General features: G+C 38.0%; 13 protein-coding genes and 1 tRNA gene. 6 read left to right on the forward strand and 8 right to left on the reverse strand.

Annotated features, from left to right (window positions below; all coding sequences use genetic code 11):
- Positions 1–34 precede the first annotated feature (34 nt).
- The 4 genes from ACY650_RS13365 to ACY650_RS13380 all read left to right on the forward strand — a co-directional run bounded on the left by ACY650_RS13365 (position 35) and on the right by ACY650_RS13380 (position 5,700).
- On the forward strand, positions 35–877 hold the full coding sequence (locus tag ACY650_RS13365; protein ID WP_462248134.1) for a hypothetical protein: 843 nt from the start codon (positions 35–37) through the stop codon (positions 875–877).
- Positions 870–1,682 (forward strand): N-acetylmuramic acid 6-phosphate etherase, encoded by an 813-nt coding sequence (gene murQ, locus ACY650_RS13370; RefSeq protein ID WP_462248135.1) that lies wholly within the window; start codon positions 870–872, stop codon positions 1,680–1,682. The genes ACY650_RS13365 and murQ overlap by 8 nt, the downstream gene beginning before the upstream one ends.
- 139 nt (positions 1,683–1,821) lie before the next feature.
- On the forward strand, positions 1,822–5,052 hold the full coding sequence (locus tag ACY650_RS13375; protein WP_462248136.1) for a TonB-dependent receptor: 3,231 nt from the start codon (positions 1,822–1,824) through the stop codon (positions 5,050–5,052).
- Positions 5,053–5,130: 78 nt separating this feature from the next.
- Positions 5,131–5,700 (forward strand): hypothetical protein, encoded by a 570-nt coding sequence (locus tag ACY650_RS13380; protein ID WP_462248137.1) that lies wholly within the window; start codon positions 5,131–5,133, stop codon positions 5,698–5,700.
- On the opposite strand, the gene ACY650_RS13385 is transcribed toward ACY650_RS13380, so the two are convergent.
- From ACY650_RS13385 to era, 6 genes are all read right to left on the reverse strand, one after another.
- A complete protein-coding gene (locus ACY650_RS13385; RefSeq protein WP_462248138.1) occupies positions 5,693–6,505 on the reverse strand; it encodes a ParA family protein in 813 nt (270 codons plus the stop codon). The two genes, ACY650_RS13380 and ACY650_RS13385, sit on opposite strands and share 8 nt — an antisense overlap.
- 93 nt (positions 6,506–6,598) lie before the next feature.
- Positions 6,599–7,204, reverse strand: a complete 606-nt coding sequence (locus ACY650_RS13390) for a SprT-like domain-containing protein (protein ID WP_462248139.1) — start codon at positions 7,202–7,204, stop codon at positions 6,599–6,601.
- Complete coding sequence (gene der, locus ACY650_RS13395; protein WP_462248140.1) at positions 7,201–8,505, reverse strand: ribosome biogenesis GTPase Der; 1,305 nt, start codon at positions 8,503–8,505, stop codon at positions 7,201–7,203. Before der ends, ACY650_RS13390 begins: the two co-directional genes overlap by 4 nt.
- A 56-nt stretch (positions 8,506–8,561) precedes the next feature.
- Complete coding sequence (locus tag ACY650_RS13400) at positions 8,562–10,304, reverse strand: DUF885 domain-containing protein (protein ID WP_462248141.1); 1,743 nt, start codon at positions 10,302–10,304, stop codon at positions 8,562–8,564.
- 10 nt (positions 10,305–10,314) lie between these two features.
- A complete protein-coding gene (locus tag ACY650_RS13405; protein ID WP_462248142.1) occupies positions 10,315–12,105 on the reverse strand; it encodes a S41 family peptidase in 1,791 nt (596 codons plus the stop codon).
- A gap of 17 nt (positions 12,106–12,122) precedes the next feature.
- Positions 12,123–13,007, reverse strand: a complete 885-nt coding sequence (gene era / locus ACY650_RS13410) for a GTPase Era (protein ID WP_462248143.1) — start codon at positions 13,005–13,007, stop codon at positions 12,123–12,125.
- Between the two features lie 205 nt (positions 13,008–13,212).
- Between era and ACY650_RS13415 the strand changes: the two genes are divergently transcribed.
- Both ACY650_RS13415 and ACY650_RS13420 read left to right on the forward strand, forming a co-directional pair.
- A tRNA-Met gene (locus tag ACY650_RS13415) sits at positions 13,213–13,285 on the forward strand.
- 92 nt (positions 13,286–13,377) lie between these two features.
- Complete coding sequence (locus ACY650_RS13420; RefSeq protein ID WP_462248144.1) at positions 13,378–14,367, forward strand: zinc-binding dehydrogenase; 990 nt, start codon at positions 13,378–13,380, stop codon at positions 14,365–14,367.
- A 24-nt stretch (positions 14,368–14,391) separates the two neighbouring features.
- On the opposite strand, the gene ACY650_RS13425 is transcribed toward ACY650_RS13420, so the two are convergent.
- Complete coding sequence (locus tag ACY650_RS13425) at positions 14,392–15,297, reverse strand: Ppx/GppA phosphatase family protein (protein WP_462248145.1); 906 nt, start codon at positions 15,295–15,297, stop codon at positions 14,392–14,394.
- A gap of 61 nt (positions 15,298–15,358) precedes the next feature.
- Positions 15,359–17,017: a T9SS type A sorting domain-containing protein gene (locus tag ACY650_RS13430; protein ID WP_462248146.1), complete on the reverse strand. Its 1,659-nt coding sequence runs from the start codon at positions 17,015–17,017 to the stop codon at positions 15,359–15,361.
- Positions 17,018–17,135 lie beyond the last annotated feature (118 nt).

Below are 17,135 nucleotides of genomic sequence, written 5' to 3' on the forward strand. Positions count from 1 at the left end.
ACTGCCTATTCATTAATCATATTCAATTCATACCATGACAAAAAATACATTTATAGTAGGCGATGCGGGAGGTACAGGAACTCAATGGAGACTTGTAAAAGGTGAGGATATTACACAGTTTGAAACGGTAGGTTTTAATGCCTATACGCATGATATTAACGATTTGATCGCTAGTATGAAAGAAGTATTCGGGGATCAAATAATGGCTGGAATGCCATTATACCTCTATGCTGCAGGTGTAGATACAGATGGACAAGCAGCAGAAGTTAGAAAAGCTTTAACTGATGAATTTGCAACAAACACCTCCGCATTTAATGACTTGGTTGGTGTAGCGCGATCATTGTGCGGAAAAGAAAAAGGCAATGTTTGCATCCTTGGCACAGGATCTAATGCGTGTTACTATGATGGTGAAGCTGTCAACAAGGTTGGTGCCTCCTTGGGCTATGTACTAGGTGATGAAGGCAGTGGAGCTCATTTAGGAAAGAAATTAATGCAGGGGGTTTTCAGAGGAAAATTTTCGGAGGAATTAATAGCGTTGTTTCAAAAAAGGTACAACACAACATCGCATGATGTAATTGAACGGATATACAATCAACCAAAGCCCAATCATTTTTTGGCATCATTCGCTTTGTTTGTGTTTGAAAACCGTAATCAACCTGAGATTCACCAGCTTATATCGGATAATTTCACAGATTTCTTTGAAGCATTTTTCGGGGAAAATATTGATAGAACCGATCCATTCTATTTCTCAGGATCAATTGCATATTACTTCTCTGACATTTTAAGGGAGATCGGTCAGAGTATTGGAATTGTAGTAAAAAACATTGTTCAGTCACCAATATCGGGGTTAGTTTTATATCATCAACGCTATGACTAATAAATCGCTAACAGAGTCTGATTCACACTATGATGGACTGGAAAAAATGGGTCTTTCCGAGTTGTTGCAGAATATCAATAAGGAAGATCAGACTGTACCACTGGCAGTTGAAAAGACTATCACACAGATTGAAGCACTTGTAAGTCAAATTGTACCTAGAATGAAAAGAGGAGGACGTCTTTTTTATATCGGTGCCGGAACAAGTGGTAGACTTGGAATTGTTGATGCCTCAGAATGCCCTCCTACATTTGGAGTGGATCATGGGATAGTAGTTGGAATCATAGCAGGTGGAGACGGCGCAATTCGTAAAGCTGTTGAATTTGCAGAGGACGATTCTGATAAAGGATGGGATGATTTGCAAGCTCTAAATATTGGAATTGATGATACGGTAGTTGGAATTGCCGCCTCAGGAAGAACACCTTACGTTATTGGAGCAATAAAAAAAGCGAGGGAAGAGGGTATTTTAACTGGCTGCATTACATGCAATGAAAACTCAGAATTGGCTCAGGTTTCTGAATTTTCCATTGAAGTTTTGGTCGGGCCGGAGTTTGTCACTGGAAGTACCCGCATGAAGGCAGGGACAGCCCAAAAACTGGTACTAAATATGATTTCTACCAGCACTATGATTCAACTTGGCCATGTCATTGGCAATAAGATGATTGATATGAAGCTAAGCAATGAAAAACTAGTAGAGCGTGGAACTTTGATGCTTATGGATCAAATGAATATATCCAAGCAGGAAGCAAAAGATCTGCTCCAACAGCATGGTTCTGTGCGAAATGTCATTAACGCCAAAAAAAGTTAGCTTTTTTCTGTCAAAGCCAAATTTTGTTTGTTACCTTATTGTTAAAGTGAGCCTTGAAAACTTAAACTTCAAGGAACGTCATCTTACTCAGAAGAGTCTACTTTTGTATTGCTTAATGAAACCTAATATTACCAAGAAGATGAAGAAAATTTTACTGACCGCTTGCCTTGTATTCAGCACATTGTTGCTGTTTGGTCAAGGTTCTACGACATCCGCCATGAATGGCAGGATAACCGACGAGAATGGTGAACCGCTGATTGGAGCCACTGTTCTAGCTGTATACACGCCAACAGGTGCCGAGTACGGAAATATTACCGACCTTGACGGATTTTATAGAATTCCAAACATGAAAGCTGGAGGGCCATATACGGTTACCGTTTCATATATTGGTTTCGAAACTAAGTCCCAAGATGGAATCTCTCTGAAACTAGGGCAGTCATACAAATTTTCAACCGAGCTTTCGGAGTCTGCTACAGCATTGAGTGAAGTAGTAGTGACCGCTAATACAGGAATTATCGATGGTAATAGGACTGGTGCTGGAACAAAAGTTTCAACGCGAGAAATCAATTCTTTACCGAATGCAAGTAGAGGAATTCAAGATTTTACTCGTCTAACTCCACAAGCAAGCGTAACTCCTGATGGAGGATTAAGCATAGCCGGCACTAACAATAGATATAACTCGATTTTTATTGATGGGGCAAGTAGTAATGATGTTTTCGGTCTAGCTGACAATGGACAAAATGGAGGTCAGATAGGAAACTATCCACTAGTTAGTATGGATGCTCTTGATCAAATTAGCGTTGAGGTTGCACCTTATGATGTGACACTTAGTGGTTTTGCTGGTGGTGGAATTAGCGCAGTTACAAGAAGCGGGACAAATGATTATGAGGGTTCGGTATACTACTTTGTAAGAAATGAAAAGCTTGCAGCCAAAACTCCTAAGTTTATTTCAGATCCAGCTGATATTGACAGAGAGAGACTTGCCGAGTTTAGTGCTAAGACATATGGGTTTAGAGCAGGTGGACCAATAATCAAGAACAAATTATTCTTTTTTGTAAATGGAGAAGTTCAAAGAGAAGAAACTCCAGTACCTTTTGATTTCGGCTCATATACCGGAACGTTGACAAGAACGGATGTAGATGGATTAGTGACTGCTTTGAATGGTTTAGGATACGATCCAGGTTCTTATGAAGACGTCGTAAGAGAACTTCAAGCAGAAAGATTCTTGATAAAATTCGATTACAACCTCAATCGTAAGCATAAGATTTCATTGCGTCACAGCTACAATAAAGGAGAAAACTTTTCGCCAAGTGGCTCAAGTACTTCTCGCATAAGATTTGCGAACTCAGGAGTGTTTTTCCCGAATACCACTAACGCAACCACTCTTGAAGTTGCTTCCAACTTTGACAACAAATCAAATAAGTTAATCATTGGTTTTACTTCAGTTAAAGATGATAGAGATCCATTAGGATCTCCATTCCCGTATGTTGATATCAGAGATGGGGATATTGAGTTTGGTAGTGAGCAATTCTCAACGGCCAATTTGTTGGAACAAAAGATATTTACTTTAACCAATAACTTCAACCTTTATAAGGGACGTCATACAATAACAGTCGGTACTCACAACGAGTATTACGATATGAATAATGTCTTTGTAAGACAAAATTTCGGGGTTTATGATTACAATTCGATAGCAGATTTTCTTGCAGACCTTAATGGAGCATCAGGACTTTCCACTCAATTTGAAAGAAGTTACTCTCTTGTAGATAATACGACGGGTGATGCTACTTCTGCAGCTGCTGCTTTCAAAGCATTACAGCTTGGTTTTTATGTGCAAGACGAGTACCAAGTAAGCGATAAGCTAAAGATTACTGGAGGTTTAAGAGTAGATATTCCGATGTTCTTGGATGATCCGGAAGAGGATACATATTTCAACAACACAACGATTGGTCTTATCGAAGCTCAAGGATATGACTTGAAAGGTGCTAGAGCAGGACAAGCACCTGATCCACAGGTTTTAATCTCTCCTAGATTTGGTTTTAACTATGACTTGAATGGAGATCAGACTACACAAATACGCGGAGGGTTAGGAGTCTTTACAAGCCGAATTCCTTATGTGTGGCCTGGAGCAATGTTTAATAACAATGGCCTAAGTGTTGGAGGAACAAGAGCGGAATTAGAAGATGGAGATATTATTGATTTCAATCCAGATCCATTTGATCAGCCAACGGTAAGCGATTTTGGAGGTGCAGATGTTGTTCCTCAGGGTCAAATGGACTTATTCGCTTCTGATTTTAAGTTTCCACAAGTCTTCCGCGCTAGCATAGCTGTTGATCAGAAGCTTCCATGGTGGGGCTTGATAGGAACATTTGAAGCTATTTATACTAAGAATATCAATGCAATCTTCTATGAAAATCTAAATGTTGTTCCTTCTACATCATCTCTTACAGGATCTCCTGATGATAGACCAATTTTCAGCGGTGATGTTGATGGTACTTATTCTAGAATCATATTAGGATCAAATACCAATGAAGGTAAAACATACAACTTGTCTTTAAGCTTGACTAAACCTTGGGAAAATGGACTTACTGCGAATGTTGCTTATAGCTTCGGTAGAGCTGATGCAATATTTGAAGGGACTTCTTCTCAAAACAGTTCACAATGGAGAGGTGTATATTCTATCAATGGTAGAAACAATGCGCCTCTTGGAAGATCAGATTTTGATGTTGCTTCAAGAGTTCTTGCTTCAGTTTCATATAGAAAAGAATACTTAAATAACTTTGCGACAACTATTTCATTCTTCTATAATGGTCAAAGCGGATCGCCATTTTCATATACTTATGATGATGATTTAACAGGTGAAGATTCAAGAGAAAGAGCACTTATTTATGTTCCTTCAACAAGAAATGAAATCAGATTTGCTGATGTTTCTACAGCAGATGAGCAATGGGCAGCTCTAAACGATTATATCAATAATGATGAGTACTTGAGCGGTAGAAGGGGACGATATGCTGAAAAGAATATGGTTAGAACTCCTTTTACAAGTATCATAGATTTTAGATTGTTGCAAGATTTTTATATCGAAATGTCAGATGGGAAGAAAAACACAATTCAGTTATCATTCGATATCTTCAACTTTGGAAATCTTATAAATAATGATTGGGGTAGAAGATACTTCATACCTGATGGAGGAGGTACTTCAGTAGAATTATTATCGTTTGAAGGATTCGAAGATGGTACTAATACTCCTACTTTTTCATTCAACCCAGATGTTAAAGACAAAACTGATTTGCTAGGTAAAGACGATAGTGGATTGGTGAGTTCTAGATGGCAGATGCAATTTGGAATTCGATATATTTTTGGAGGATAATTTTAAAAATTACGAAGAAAACCCTGACCGTGAGGCCAGGGTTTTTTTGTTTGTATACACAAGTATACATTTACCACAATGCATACGATTATGCCATATGACCGCTGGAATCAATACTACAATTCTAGCTACGATGAAAAGTCTCCTTTTTCTGGGAAAGAGTATAACTACGATGTGTATTCCGAAAATATATATGGGTACTACATAGATCCTGCATGGGACTTTTTTGGTTCCGAAACACTCTATATGAAGATCCTCTTTGCAGATTATGAATTGGGCTTTGTTGTTATTGAGATGATAGGGGAGTGGAATGATGCGCTTAACAATGACATTATGCAATTTAAGCGCAACATCTTAGAGCATATGATGGATTTTGGTATCAATAAGTTTGCTATCATTGGTGAGAATATTATGAATTTTCACGGAAGTGATGATTGCTACTATGAAGAATGGTTTGAGGAGGTGGAAGAAGGATGGATTGCTGGAGTAAACTTCCGGGAATTTATCATCGATGAAATGAAGAATTACAACATTGATAATTATGTTAATATGTCAGGCAGTCTTCAAATTGAGAAGTGGAGGACTTTACCGCCACTACGTTTTTACGAACTTGTAAATGGGCTTATACAAAGACGTTTGACTATCTAGTTTTTATTTCTTGCTTTTCTATTTGGTTGATTGCGTCATTGAGATTAACCCTATTCATTCTGGAAATCACTTCATCACTGAGTTTAAGAAAATCTTCAGCAACTGCACTCTGATCAGTGAATCCATAAATAGATTCGATTTGACCATTTGCTTCACTTACTTTTATCGACTCTCGAATTCGCTGATCTAAAATGAGATGACCCAATTCTTGTTCTGCTTCTCTTACAATTTTCTGGTGGAATAATGTGTTTTTTCGAAACTGGTTGAAGAAAATTCCCAGTATTTCAAGAGGCTTTTCTTTCTCTACACTGCTCAAGTAAGAAAGCAATTTCTTGAATCCAGATACTGAAAAAGAACCGGCTGTTGCAGGGATAAGTATGCTGTTAATATTTGCAATAAATGATTTAACAGTAACCCCGAAATGAGTTGGAAAATCCAACAAGATGAAATCGTAGTTACATCTTATAACTGAAAGGAGCTTATAGAAAATAACGTGTCCAAACGATATGAATTCAGTATTAGATTCAATTTCTGCCATTTTATAATCGCCTGGAATTAGGTGCAGGTAAGGATGAATTTCAACAGGCTTTAGCTCAGGTTGTTCATTGTGTAGAAACTTACGCGTATACGTAAATAACGTGTTTGCATGATCCTGATCTGAAAGTGCTTGTGTGAGATTTGCCTGTGGGTCGCAATCAATTACAAGAACTTTAAATGATCGTGACCAACTGTGAGCTAAGCTAAGTGTAGTGCTTGTTTTCCCTACACCACCTTTAAAATTGTATACTGCTATTGTCTGTGACATAATTGCTGGTTAAAATGTTCACTCTTGGTAGCAGTGTATTACGACTGTTAAAGTAATAAATTAATTGCTATTCTGGTAGCTAATAAAAAAGAACTATTCTTCGGTTATCTCCACCTCAGCTAGGTCAGAAATTAAATATTTTTTTTTCGTTTGTATCTCTTGGCAGACTGACCGAGTACGCTTTTTTTCTAATTTGATAAATACTTTTTTATTAAATATGAATACCTCTCCAACAGCAATTTCTTTCAATAGAATTTTGTCAGAAGGTTCATCGAACTGCTTTAGTATTTGATAAAGCACAGGGTCTGAGCAGCTTGATGCCTTCGGATTTCTAAAGTATTTTTTAAGAGCTTCCAGCACGGATTTATGAAAGATTTCTTCTGTCAGCATAGGTTCGGATACCTCCTTAAATGCCTGCTTCCATTCTTTGCCATGTGGTAAGATTCTCCTTCCATATTGTTTGAATGCAATTAAATGACCTACTTCATGTAAATATGTAACCAGAAACGCATACGGGTTTAAATCATTATTGATGGTTATCGTATGCCTATTGGTTTTAGGGTTAAATCGATAGTCGCCAAGTTTGGTTTGTCTTGCTTTCTTGATTTTGAATTCAAAGCCCAATCGTTCATAAAGCTTCACGCAATACTCTATAGAAGGAGTAGGGACAAATTTTTGAAAGACTTCTCTGGAAGTCATTTTTTTCTAAAAACCATTTTTATTGGAACACCTCTGAAATCGAAATGCTCCCGCATTCTATTTATAAGATATCTATGATAGGGCTCCTTTATGTACTGTGGGAAGTTGCAAAAAAATGCAAAAGTTGGTGTGTGAGTTGGTAGCTGTGTAATGTATTTGATTTTGATATAATGTCCACGCACAGCAGGAGGTGGGTAATTTTCAATTTCTTTACCCATTATCTCATTAAGTTTTGATGTGGAAACCTTTCTTGAGCGATTTTCATGGACTTGAAGCGCCAACTCCAATGTCTGCATGATCCGTTGCTTATTCAAAACTGAAGTGAAGATGACTGGAATGTAATTAAGAGGTCCTAGCTTTTCTTCCAAAAACTTCCTGTAGTTATCAGCGGTCTTTGAGTCCTTTTCTTGCAGATCCCACTTGTTTACCATCAGCACCACACCCTTTTTGTATTTGTGGGCAAGTCCAATGATATTCATGTCTTGTGATTCTAAACCTGTCTCAGCATCGATCATTACAATGCAGACATCAGAGTCTTGGAGAGCTTGTATTGCTCTGAGCACGGAATAGAATTCAATATTCTCCTTAACCTTCGACTTCTTACGAATTCCAGCGGTATCGGTAAGGATGAAATCTTTCTCAAATAGATTGTATCGGGTATTAATCGCATCTCTTGTAGTGCCAGCAATATTTGTTACGATACTCCTTTCTTTTCCAACCAGCGCGTTGACGAATGATGACTTTCCAACGTTTGGTCTTCCCAAAATTGCAATTCTGGGTACATCCTCTTTTACAAGTTCCTCATCGCCAAAGGTTTTTACTACTTCGTCTAACAAGTCGCCTGTACCGGTACCATTTGCAGCAGCAATAGGAAATAAGTCTGCTTCCATCCCTAGGTTATAGAATTCATTCGAGGCAAGCAACTTTTCTTGATTGTCAGCTTTATTGGCTACCAAGAAAATCGGCTTCTTGATTTCTCTTACCACATTTGCAAAATCCTGATCCAATCCATGTAATCCTGTATCACAGTCTACCATAAATAGGATCGCCGTTGCTTCTTCTAGTGCTTCTTTTACTTGAGTGCGAATGGCCCCTTCAAAGATGTCGTCCGAGCCTTCAACGTATCCACCAGTATCAATGACAGTGAATTTCTTACCATTCCATTCACCATATCCGTAATGACGATCTCTGGTCACACCAGATTCATTGTCCATGATGGCTTGTTTCTTTTCCACAAGTCTGTTGAAAAGAGTGGATTTACCCACATTAGGTCTGCCTACGATTGCAAGAATATTTGCCATTTACCGGATAAAAATTCAAAGGATTAAAGCGCGAAGTTAAATCAAAAGAATAATCACTATTTGGATTTTGCAGAAGATATGTATTTATCTACTTCAGCTTCTAGAATGGGTAAGGGTACAGACCCATTTCGTAAGATGGCATCATGAAACTGCTTTATATCAAAATCTTCTCCAAGCATCTTTGATGCACGTTTTCTTAATGTAAGAATCGTTAACTCACCCATCTTGTAACTAACTGCTTGTCCAGGCCAGCCAATGTATCTATCAATCTCTGTCGTAACCTCGTGTAAAGACAATGCGGTATTTTTTGCCATATAATCAATAGCTTCTTGACGCGTCCAGCCTTTGTAGTGTAGCCCTACATCTACCACAAGTCTGCATGCTCGCCACATTTCATAAGTATATCTACCAAATAGATCATACGGCGTTTGGTACATTCCCATTTCTTCTCCAAGAAATTCAGAATATAACCCCCAACCTTCACCAAAAGCACTGATGTAGTAGCCGCTCCTAAATCCAGGTAGGTCTTTTAGCTCGTTTGCCATGGAGATTTGTAAATGATGACCTGGAACAGCTTCATGAAGAGATAATGCAGGTAGGGTATAGAGTGTACGACTTTTCAGGTTGTAAGTGTTTACCCAATAGATACCGGGCTTATTTTGTGCCATATTCCCTCCAACATATCGTCCTCCGGTGTACTTCGGTGCGATAGCATCAGGCACAGGCTCAACTGTAAATGGCAGTGAATATAGTTTTGAGAATAGCCTAGGTAATTGACCTTCTGCCTTTTTACTCAACCATGCAGCTCGATTAAGTAATTCCTGACCGGTTTTAGCATAAAATTTAGGGTCTGTTCTCAGAAAATTCAAAAAATCCTCGAAATTCCCTTCAAAAGCCAACTCTTCAATGATTTTATTCATCAGTGCGCGAATTCTGGCTACTTCTGATAGTCCAGTTTCATAAACTGAATCAGGAGTAATATCCAGCGTGGTGAAATGGCGCACCCTATTTTCATAATAAGACTGACCATTACTGATTTCACTGATTCCTACTTTTTCAGGCGCTTTTATCAAGTAATCATCTTCAATGAATTGTTTCAAATCCTGATATACGGGAAGGATAGATTTAGAAATGATTTCCTTAGCTTTTTCTTGTAATTCAAGCGCTTCCGAATTTGAAACGGTTGATGGAATATTATTGAATGGTCTATAAAAAGGATTTTGGGAAACATCGTCATTTGTCCAGGCCTTTAAAAGATCTAGCGTGTTTTTGACAATTACTTTAGGTGCTTGAATTCCTTCTTGAATTCCTCGATTCATCAATTCTTGATTATAATTGATGAAATCAACATAGGATGGAAGCCATGTTAAATATGCTTCATAGTCAGCACTGGTTTCAAATGGTAGATTAGGGAGGAAGTAAGTTGGAGCATTGAAAAATCCTCCCTCTGCATTGAAAGGAATGAGGTAGATTTTATACTTTATCGTGCTTAAAAAATTTCGTAGCTGAAGGATCTTAATTTCCTTATTGATCTTCGCTTGATCAGAAAGACTCTCGTTCGAAATATCCAAAAGAGCTTGTAGCTTGGATTCAAGTTTTTCTGACTTCTCAATATCTACTTCAATTTTTTGAAATGAGTAAGTTGTTGGGTGCTTACCGTTCCAGATTGGATTTGAAACGGAATTTTCATTTTCTATTTTTTTAATTTCCAGAAACAACTTATTGAGTCTCTTGTCAGATTGACCATTGGAAATAAAACATGAAAGAATGAATATCAGAGCGATCAAAGTCTTTTTCATACCACTGAATTTAATTGTTTCCTTCTTTGATAGATAGTGTGTCAGTTTGAACCGTATCTTGGAGCATTCTATTCATATCTAGTGAATCAATACTCATCGAGTCTAACTTAGCTTGTGCCTCTAATTTTGCTTTAGCTATTTGCATAGAGATTTCTTCTTGTGCTACATCAATGGCTTTATTTAAGATTTCGTCTTCACCTGATCGAATTCCGTCTACTGTCGGCAATACTTCTATGTCTGGAACTATGCCAATTCGCTGTGTTTCTCCACCATCTGGGTAGTAAACACCAATTCCGGATATATATGTATATAATCTTTGTATGATTGGAAACCTCGTAACGTTGCCATCTGCACCGGATGTTTGACTTCCTATGATCACTACATTAGGAGCTGTTTGTAAACACATGCACGTAAATTCTGCGTGACTCTGAGTTCTTGAATTTACCAATAGAATAACTTTCCCTTTATAGTAATCTTCGTTCGTTTCACCACAAGTACTCTCACCTGACCAAACAAATTTTCCGGGATAACTAAAATCTGGTCGAGTGAACTTTGCAAACACAGAGCTTTCAGGTTTTAGATACTTAGCAATATCCCTATACGTGCCCTTTGGGTAATTTCTTATATCAAAAATGATAACTGCTTTATCCATAAGCTCTGCCATCATTTTGTCAACTTCTCCTCTAACTAAGCGTCCCATGTCTACATATCCGATTGAATCTGTTAGCATTTTCCATTTGGGTGAGCTGTCTTTCCTAATATTTAAATCAGAATAGCCATACATAGGTATTTCTTGATTGAAGGTATAGGTTCCTCGTTGAATTGTGAGAGTTGCAGACTCTTCGGCATCCATGAAAATACTAAAATAAGCGTGCCTATTCTTGACTTGATCATTAGATCCCCAGATGTATTTTTTACGAGACTCATGAAGCTCAATGGCCTTTCTGCCGTCTACTTCAAGGATCACATCTCCAACTTCTAGATTGGCTTTTCTACACAATTCTTCATTTAAAATTTTAGTAACCACAATTTTGCCTTCAACCACGCCAATGCTTGCTGGGAAGTAGTGCATCTTATTGACTTTTTGAAGCACAGGAGTGTCAAATGCAGCATGGGTGTCGCTTATTTTAACAACCATCTCTAACATAACCTGATGCCACTCGAAAGTCGAATTGACAGCTAAAAATTTCGGGATCATCTCTTTAAGTACATCATCCCAAGATTGATCCATCAAGTACTTGTACGGAAAGAAATATTCAATGTAATTCCAATACCTGAAAAGTGGCAGTAATCGCTGATATTCATTCTTCCATGAGACATCGGCACCTATTGGTTCATTTTTAGGTTCGAATTGGTTTACGTTTCCTTTGCCGATGTAGTAATGATTGCCCTGAAATCTGTTTTTTTCAATTTCTTTCAAACTTCTTCTAAGTTGGTCTGTGAATCTTGGATCTTGAGTCCACGACAGGTCAAAATTTTCAGGGAAGGGTTCATATGCAGCTGACTTATTGCATTTTTTGCATGGAGGCATTTGACCGATGTTGTAAATCCAACGAGCGTAATACCCAGATAACTGCTCGTAAGTCTTCATATCCGAAGTAAGTCTCAACACATTTTGCATTTTCTGGTCCCAATCAAAAAGACCTTTTGCAACTAATGGGTGGTAGTACTTTAAGTAACCCCAGATTTTGCATGTATAGTAGATTCTATCTACTTCAGAAAGCTCATCTTTAGGACTTTGAGCTATGGAGTTATTGGCCAGGAAGGAAGTTAGAATCGCAAGTACAAGAAATTTGCGCATGGTTATGATAGATTTGATCAGTAACCAAACCTACTCAATTTTCTATCGTCTTTTCTCCAGTCCTTTTCAACTTTAACAAAAGTTTGCAGGTGGATTTTCTTTCCAAAGAAGGCCTCCATGTCTTTCCTCGCTTGCATACCCACTTTTTTGATTGATTCTGCTTTTTTACCGATTATAATACCTTTCTGACTATCACGTTCGACAAAAATCTCAGCTTCGATATTGATGATTTTTTCATCTTCCTTGAAGCTGGTTACTACTACTTCAGAGCTATATGGAATTTCTTGCTTGTAGTTTATAAATATTTTTTCCCTTATAATTTCGGCGCAGATAAAACGTTCACTTTTATCTGTAATCTCGTCTTCAGGAAAGAAAGGTGGATGATGAGGTAAAAGCTCCAAAATTCTATCCATCAATTCGTTTGTTCCATGCTCTTCCAATGCAGAAACCGATAATATCTCTAAGTCTGGATATAATTCTTTCCAATAGGCAGTCTTGTCAAATGTCTGCGATCCTTTGTTGAGATCAGTCTTGTTGATAAGAAAGATGACTGGAGCATGGGCATTTTGCGCCATTTCAATAAGTTGAGGGTATTCATTTTTATCTTCTAAAGCGACCATGAATAAAATGACATCTGCATCATCAAGAGCAGTGCGCACATACCCCATCATTTTTTCCTGAAGCTTGTAGGCAGGGTCAATAGCTCCAGGTGTGTCAGAAAAGACTATTTGGTAGTTATCATCATTTAATATCCCAAACATACGATGCCTTGTGGTTTGAGCCTTGCTGCTTGTTATCGCAAGTTTCTCTTTCATCAAGGCATTTAGCAGTGTTGATTTGCCAACGTTCGGTCTTCCGATAATATTGACAAATCCAGATTTGAAATCTTCCGTGTCTTTCATCAGAGGCAAAATTATGAGGATAATCATTAGCATGCTAGCACTTTGCTGCCTTCCTGTTGATAAGGGGGACTCATACTCTTATAGAATGGAAAGTGTGCAAAAAGGCGGGTGTTGAGTGGATTTTCACCTACATATGAAGAATAGTATTAAGGATTAAAATTTCTTTTGCCAATTTGGATAATCTTTCTACTTTTGCCCTCCACATCGCGGGGTGGAGCAGTTGGTAGCTCGTCGGGCTCATAACCCGAAGGTCACAGGTTCGAGTCCTGTCCCCGCTACTAAAACGAAAACCGATTCAGAAATGGATCGGTTTTTTTTGTTTAGCGATATCATGCACTTAATGCTTTGCTCTATTTATTAACTTAATAGTATGAAAGCATACGTCATAACTATTCCAGGTGGTCCAAAAGTCTTGGAGCTTAAAGAAATTCCTAGGCCAAAAGCTCAAAAAGGCCAGGTGCATATTCAAATCAAAGCCTTTGGGCTAAATAGAGCTGAGGCAATCACTAGGATGGGAGGGTCAGGTGAGGCCGTTCCATTTCCACGGGTCATAGGCATTGAGTGTGTAGGAGAGGTGTTGGATTGTCCAGGAGGAGAGTTGAAAGTCGGACAAAAGGTATGTGCAGCGATGGGTGAGATGGGACGTGCATATGATGGCTCATATGCAGAAGAAACCGTGGTTCCGGTTTCTAATGTTTTTCCAATAGAGACATCACTCGACTGGATTGCATTTGCTGCTATTCCGGAGACTTATTTTACAGCATGGGGATGCTGTTTTAGCAGTATGAAACTGGATCAATTTGACAAACCGAAAATTTTAATTCGACCAGGTGCTTCGGCGCTAGCAATTGCAATCACCCAAATTGTGAATCATTTAGGAGGACAAGTAATTGGTGTTACGCGAAGTGAAAGTAAAGTGAACAGATTGCTCGAATCAGGAATGAAAAACGTAATTGTTTCTTCCGGTTCAATTACAGATGAAGTGCTTAAAGAATGGCCCAATGGTGCAGATGGAATAGTGGACACTATTGTTAGTAAGACCACATTAGAAGACGATTTTAGGATACGATCAGAAAAAGCACATATTTGTTTAGCTGGGTCACTCACAGATAGCTATGATACGAATAAGGCCGGGAGTTTCGATAAAGCAATGAGTCAACCAAGGGTTGGTTTTTATGATAGTGGGACTATCTCAGTGAAAAAAGATGGGAAGAATATCCAAAAGATCGTTAGAAGAGTAGAAAAAGGAATCTACAATCCATTCATCGATTCCGTTTTTGATTTTTCGGAATTAAGAAAAGCTCATGAAATGATGGATAATAATGTATTTGCCGGTAAAGTAGTGATCAAAGTAGAGTGAAAGTGAGTTTCTGAATGAAGCTTTTTAGTTTTTTACAAATACTTTATCGCTATTTGGGTAGTGCTTCTGATACATATAATAGTTGATACCGTCTTTTAGTCCAACATCTGGGATAATGATGTTTTTTGCCTTGGCGAATTGCATTACAGAGATGTAGATATCTGAAGCAGGGATGATTACATCAGCTCGATCTGGGTTTAGTTGAAGCCTATTCAAACGATCCTCTAGCGTTAAGTTTTTCAAGACATCTTGAGTTTTCATGAGTGTTTCCAAACTCATTTTTTTACTTTTTAAGTTGGATCCGGAAAGCTCAAATAGCTTATTAATGTTTCCTCCAGTTCCAACTGCTGTGATTTTCTCACTATTCTTAAAAGCATATTCATTTACCCAGTCCTTCATTTTTTGCCAGGATTCTGGCGTATCCTGACCTTCTAATGTTCTTACCGATCCTAGTTTGAAAGATCTGGAGTAGACCTTTTGGTGATTTTCATAAATGTTCAACTCAGTACTACCGCCACCAACATCAATATGGATATAATGTCCATTATCAAGTCCTTGAAGGATTACTTTGTTTATCATTTCTGCTTCTTCCTGACCACTTATAATTTCTAAAGGAAGATCTAGTTCCTTTCTAACTCTGTCAACAATTTTATTTCCGTTTTCAGATTCTCTCATTGCGGAAGTCGCACAACCGTAAAATGCATCAATCTCATACAGATCGATTAAATTTTTATATGCCGTCATTAATTTGAAAAAACGCTCCTGATTGTAATCGCTAATTTTTCCTGTCGAAAAGACATCATGTCCTAATCGAAGCGGGAAACGAACATATTCTAGCTTCTTAAATGTGATAACTTTTTCATATTCCAGTACTCGTGTGATTTGTAGTCGTACTGCGTTTGAACCTATATCTATGGCGGCCAATTTCATCAGGCTAAATTACATTGGATTTTAGCCTTTGATGGGACAATCCAAAGAATATTGACTGGACTTAATCTAAAATTGAAACTCGAACGCTCGGTAAAACCGATTCCGAAATTTCGTCTTGCATCTTGAATATGTATGTCCCCTTTTTTAGACCTAACTCGGAAGTCTGAATATTCCATTGTTTGTTTGAAGTAAGCGGTTTTCTTATCACTTGCTTCCCCTCAATGGAATAGACGAAAAGAGTGGGATTGGAAATTATTTGGTCAGTTTGAATAAATATGTCCTCATCCAAAATTGGGTTAGGAGATATTGTCATACTTAAATTTTGTTCTTGCAGATAGCGAATGGTAATGATAAAATGTAGTTCGTATTGGCCATCAAAATCAACTTGCTTCAACTGATAAAAATAAGTTCCTGGTAATATGTTGAAGTCTGTAAACTTGTAGGTCTTGACTTCATTCGTATTCCCGTATCCTTCGACCCGACCTATTGGATGGAAATTGATGCCGTCACTTGATCTCATTACATCAAAGTAATCGTTGTTAATTTCTATTGCAGTAGACCAATTAAGGATGATTCCATTTTCGATCTCAACTCCATTGAAGTTGATTAGCTCTACTGGAAGACCTGCTTCACCTTCTAATGTAACTGTGGCCCCTTCGTCACTGGTCACTACTGTTCCATATGCTTCCTCAGGAGTCATTGATCCGATTCGGTCAATTGTTAACGATCCACCACTTTCAACATGAATACCGCTTGAGCCTTCTAAAGATGATGCGCCTCTAAAATTATCTTGAATGTTTAAGCTACCACCATCTTGAATTACTATTCGATCATTATCTCCCGGTATATCACTTGAATCATCTTGATCAAAAATTAAGTCGTCGAATGCATCCAAAACTCCTGATACGTATACTGTTGAACTTTGACCGTCATCATTTAGTATCAAATCGTCAATTTGCATATCAAGTCCAACTAAAAGGTTGACTGTTGATGTTCCATAAATTGAAATATCTCCCCATAGATCAGGATCGGTATCGGCTCCTTCGTGCATGTCAATAGAACCACTAAGATTTACGGTTGCGCTATGAAATTCCATATCACGATTAACATTTGTTACAGACAATGTAGATGTAGATGATGTAGTGAATGTCCCGCCAGTTACAATGATGTTGCTATTGAATTGCATTTCTCCGCCCGTCATATTGAAAGTTGAGTTTGTTAATTCAAATTCTTCACTCGGACTGTCACTTTGAAGCCCATTGTTATCCAATAAGCCTCCATTAATAGTAATTGTGCTATTGTTAACAGCAAATTTGTCAGCGACATCTAATTCGCCACCATTTACTTCTATTTCTGCTCCAGTACTTGCAGTTACAAATTCTGCCGTAAAAAGGCCGCCACTATTTATCTCTAGTCTGCTTCCCGATCCACTTACAGTGGTAGTTTGATCTTGAGATACATCCAAAGTATTATTGACAATTAATTGTCCACCATTGATAATACTGATTTGACCAGGAGTAAATGAGGAGGCAATATCAACTGTAGCAGTGAGTCCGTCAATAATTATTGTTTCACCAAAGCTTGGCAAACTTGGATTGCTGCTCCAATTATTTGGGTCATTCCAATTGGCACCACCACCAACCCAGGTGACTTGTGCCTGTGATATTGAAATGGTAAGAATTGTTAAGGAAATAGTTAATAGAATGGGTATTAGTTTCATTTGGTACTCTTTAGATTGAAAGCTCTTTTTTGAATGAATGGGGTGATGCTTTGATTAGCTACAAAAGAAGTTGACCTGAAAATCAGTGTTTAAAAAAGAGGGTGTACATGGTGTGTAC

Origin of the sequence: Ekhidna sp. (assembly GCF_963691765.1) — a bacterium.
In the GTDB taxonomy this organism is placed as follows: Bacteria; Bacteroidota; Bacteroidia; order Cytophagales; family Cyclobacteriaceae; genus Ekhidna.

What these genes read in the sequence shown, in the direction of transcription:
- ACY650_RS13365 (WP_462248134.1), top strand. Translation starts at nt 35, where the DNA reads ATGACAAAAAATACATTTATAGTAGGCGATGCGGGAGGTACAGGAACT.
- murQ (WP_462248135.1), top strand. Translation starts at nt 870, where the DNA reads ATGACTAATAAATCGCTAACAGAGTCTGATTCACACTATGATGGACTG.
- ACY650_RS13375 (WP_462248136.1), top strand. Translation starts at nt 1,822, where the DNA reads ATGAAGAAAATTTTACTGACCGCTTGCCTTGTATTCAGCACATTGTTG.
- ACY650_RS13380 (WP_462248137.1), top strand. Translation starts at nt 5,131, where the DNA reads ATGCATACGATTATGCCATATGACCGCTGGAATCAATACTACAATTCT.
- ACY650_RS13385 (WP_462248138.1), bottom strand. Translation starts at nt 6,505, where the DNA reads ATGTCACAGACAATAGCAGTATACAATTTTAAAGGTGGTGTAGGGAAA.
- ACY650_RS13390 (WP_462248139.1), bottom strand. Translation starts at nt 7,204, where the DNA reads ATGACTTCCAGAGAAGTCTTTCAAAAATTTGTCCCTACTCCTTCTATA.
- der (WP_462248140.1), bottom strand. Translation starts at nt 8,505, where the DNA reads ATGGCAAATATTCTTGCAATCGTAGGCAGACCTAATGTGGGTAAATCC.
- ACY650_RS13400 (WP_462248141.1), bottom strand. Translation starts at nt 10,304, where the DNA reads ATGAAAAAGACTTTGATCGCTCTGATATTCATTCTTTCATGTTTTATT.
- ACY650_RS13405 (WP_462248142.1), bottom strand. Translation starts at nt 12,105, where the DNA reads ATGCGCAAATTTCTTGTACTTGCGATTCTAACTTCCTTCCTGGCCAAT.
- era (WP_462248143.1), bottom strand. Translation starts at nt 13,007, where the DNA reads ATGAAAGACACGGAAGATTTCAAATCTGGATTTGTCAATATTATCGGA.
- ACY650_RS13420 (WP_462248144.1), top strand. Translation starts at nt 13,378, where the DNA reads ATGAAAGCATACGTCATAACTATTCCAGGTGGTCCAAAAGTCTTGGAG.
- ACY650_RS13425 (WP_462248145.1), bottom strand. Translation starts at nt 15,297, where the DNA reads ATGAAATTGGCCGCCATAGATATAGGTTCAAACGCAGTACGACTACAA.
- ACY650_RS13430 (WP_462248146.1), bottom strand. Translation starts at nt 17,017, where the DNA reads ATGAAACTAATACCCATTCTATTAACTATTTCCTTAACAATTCTTACC.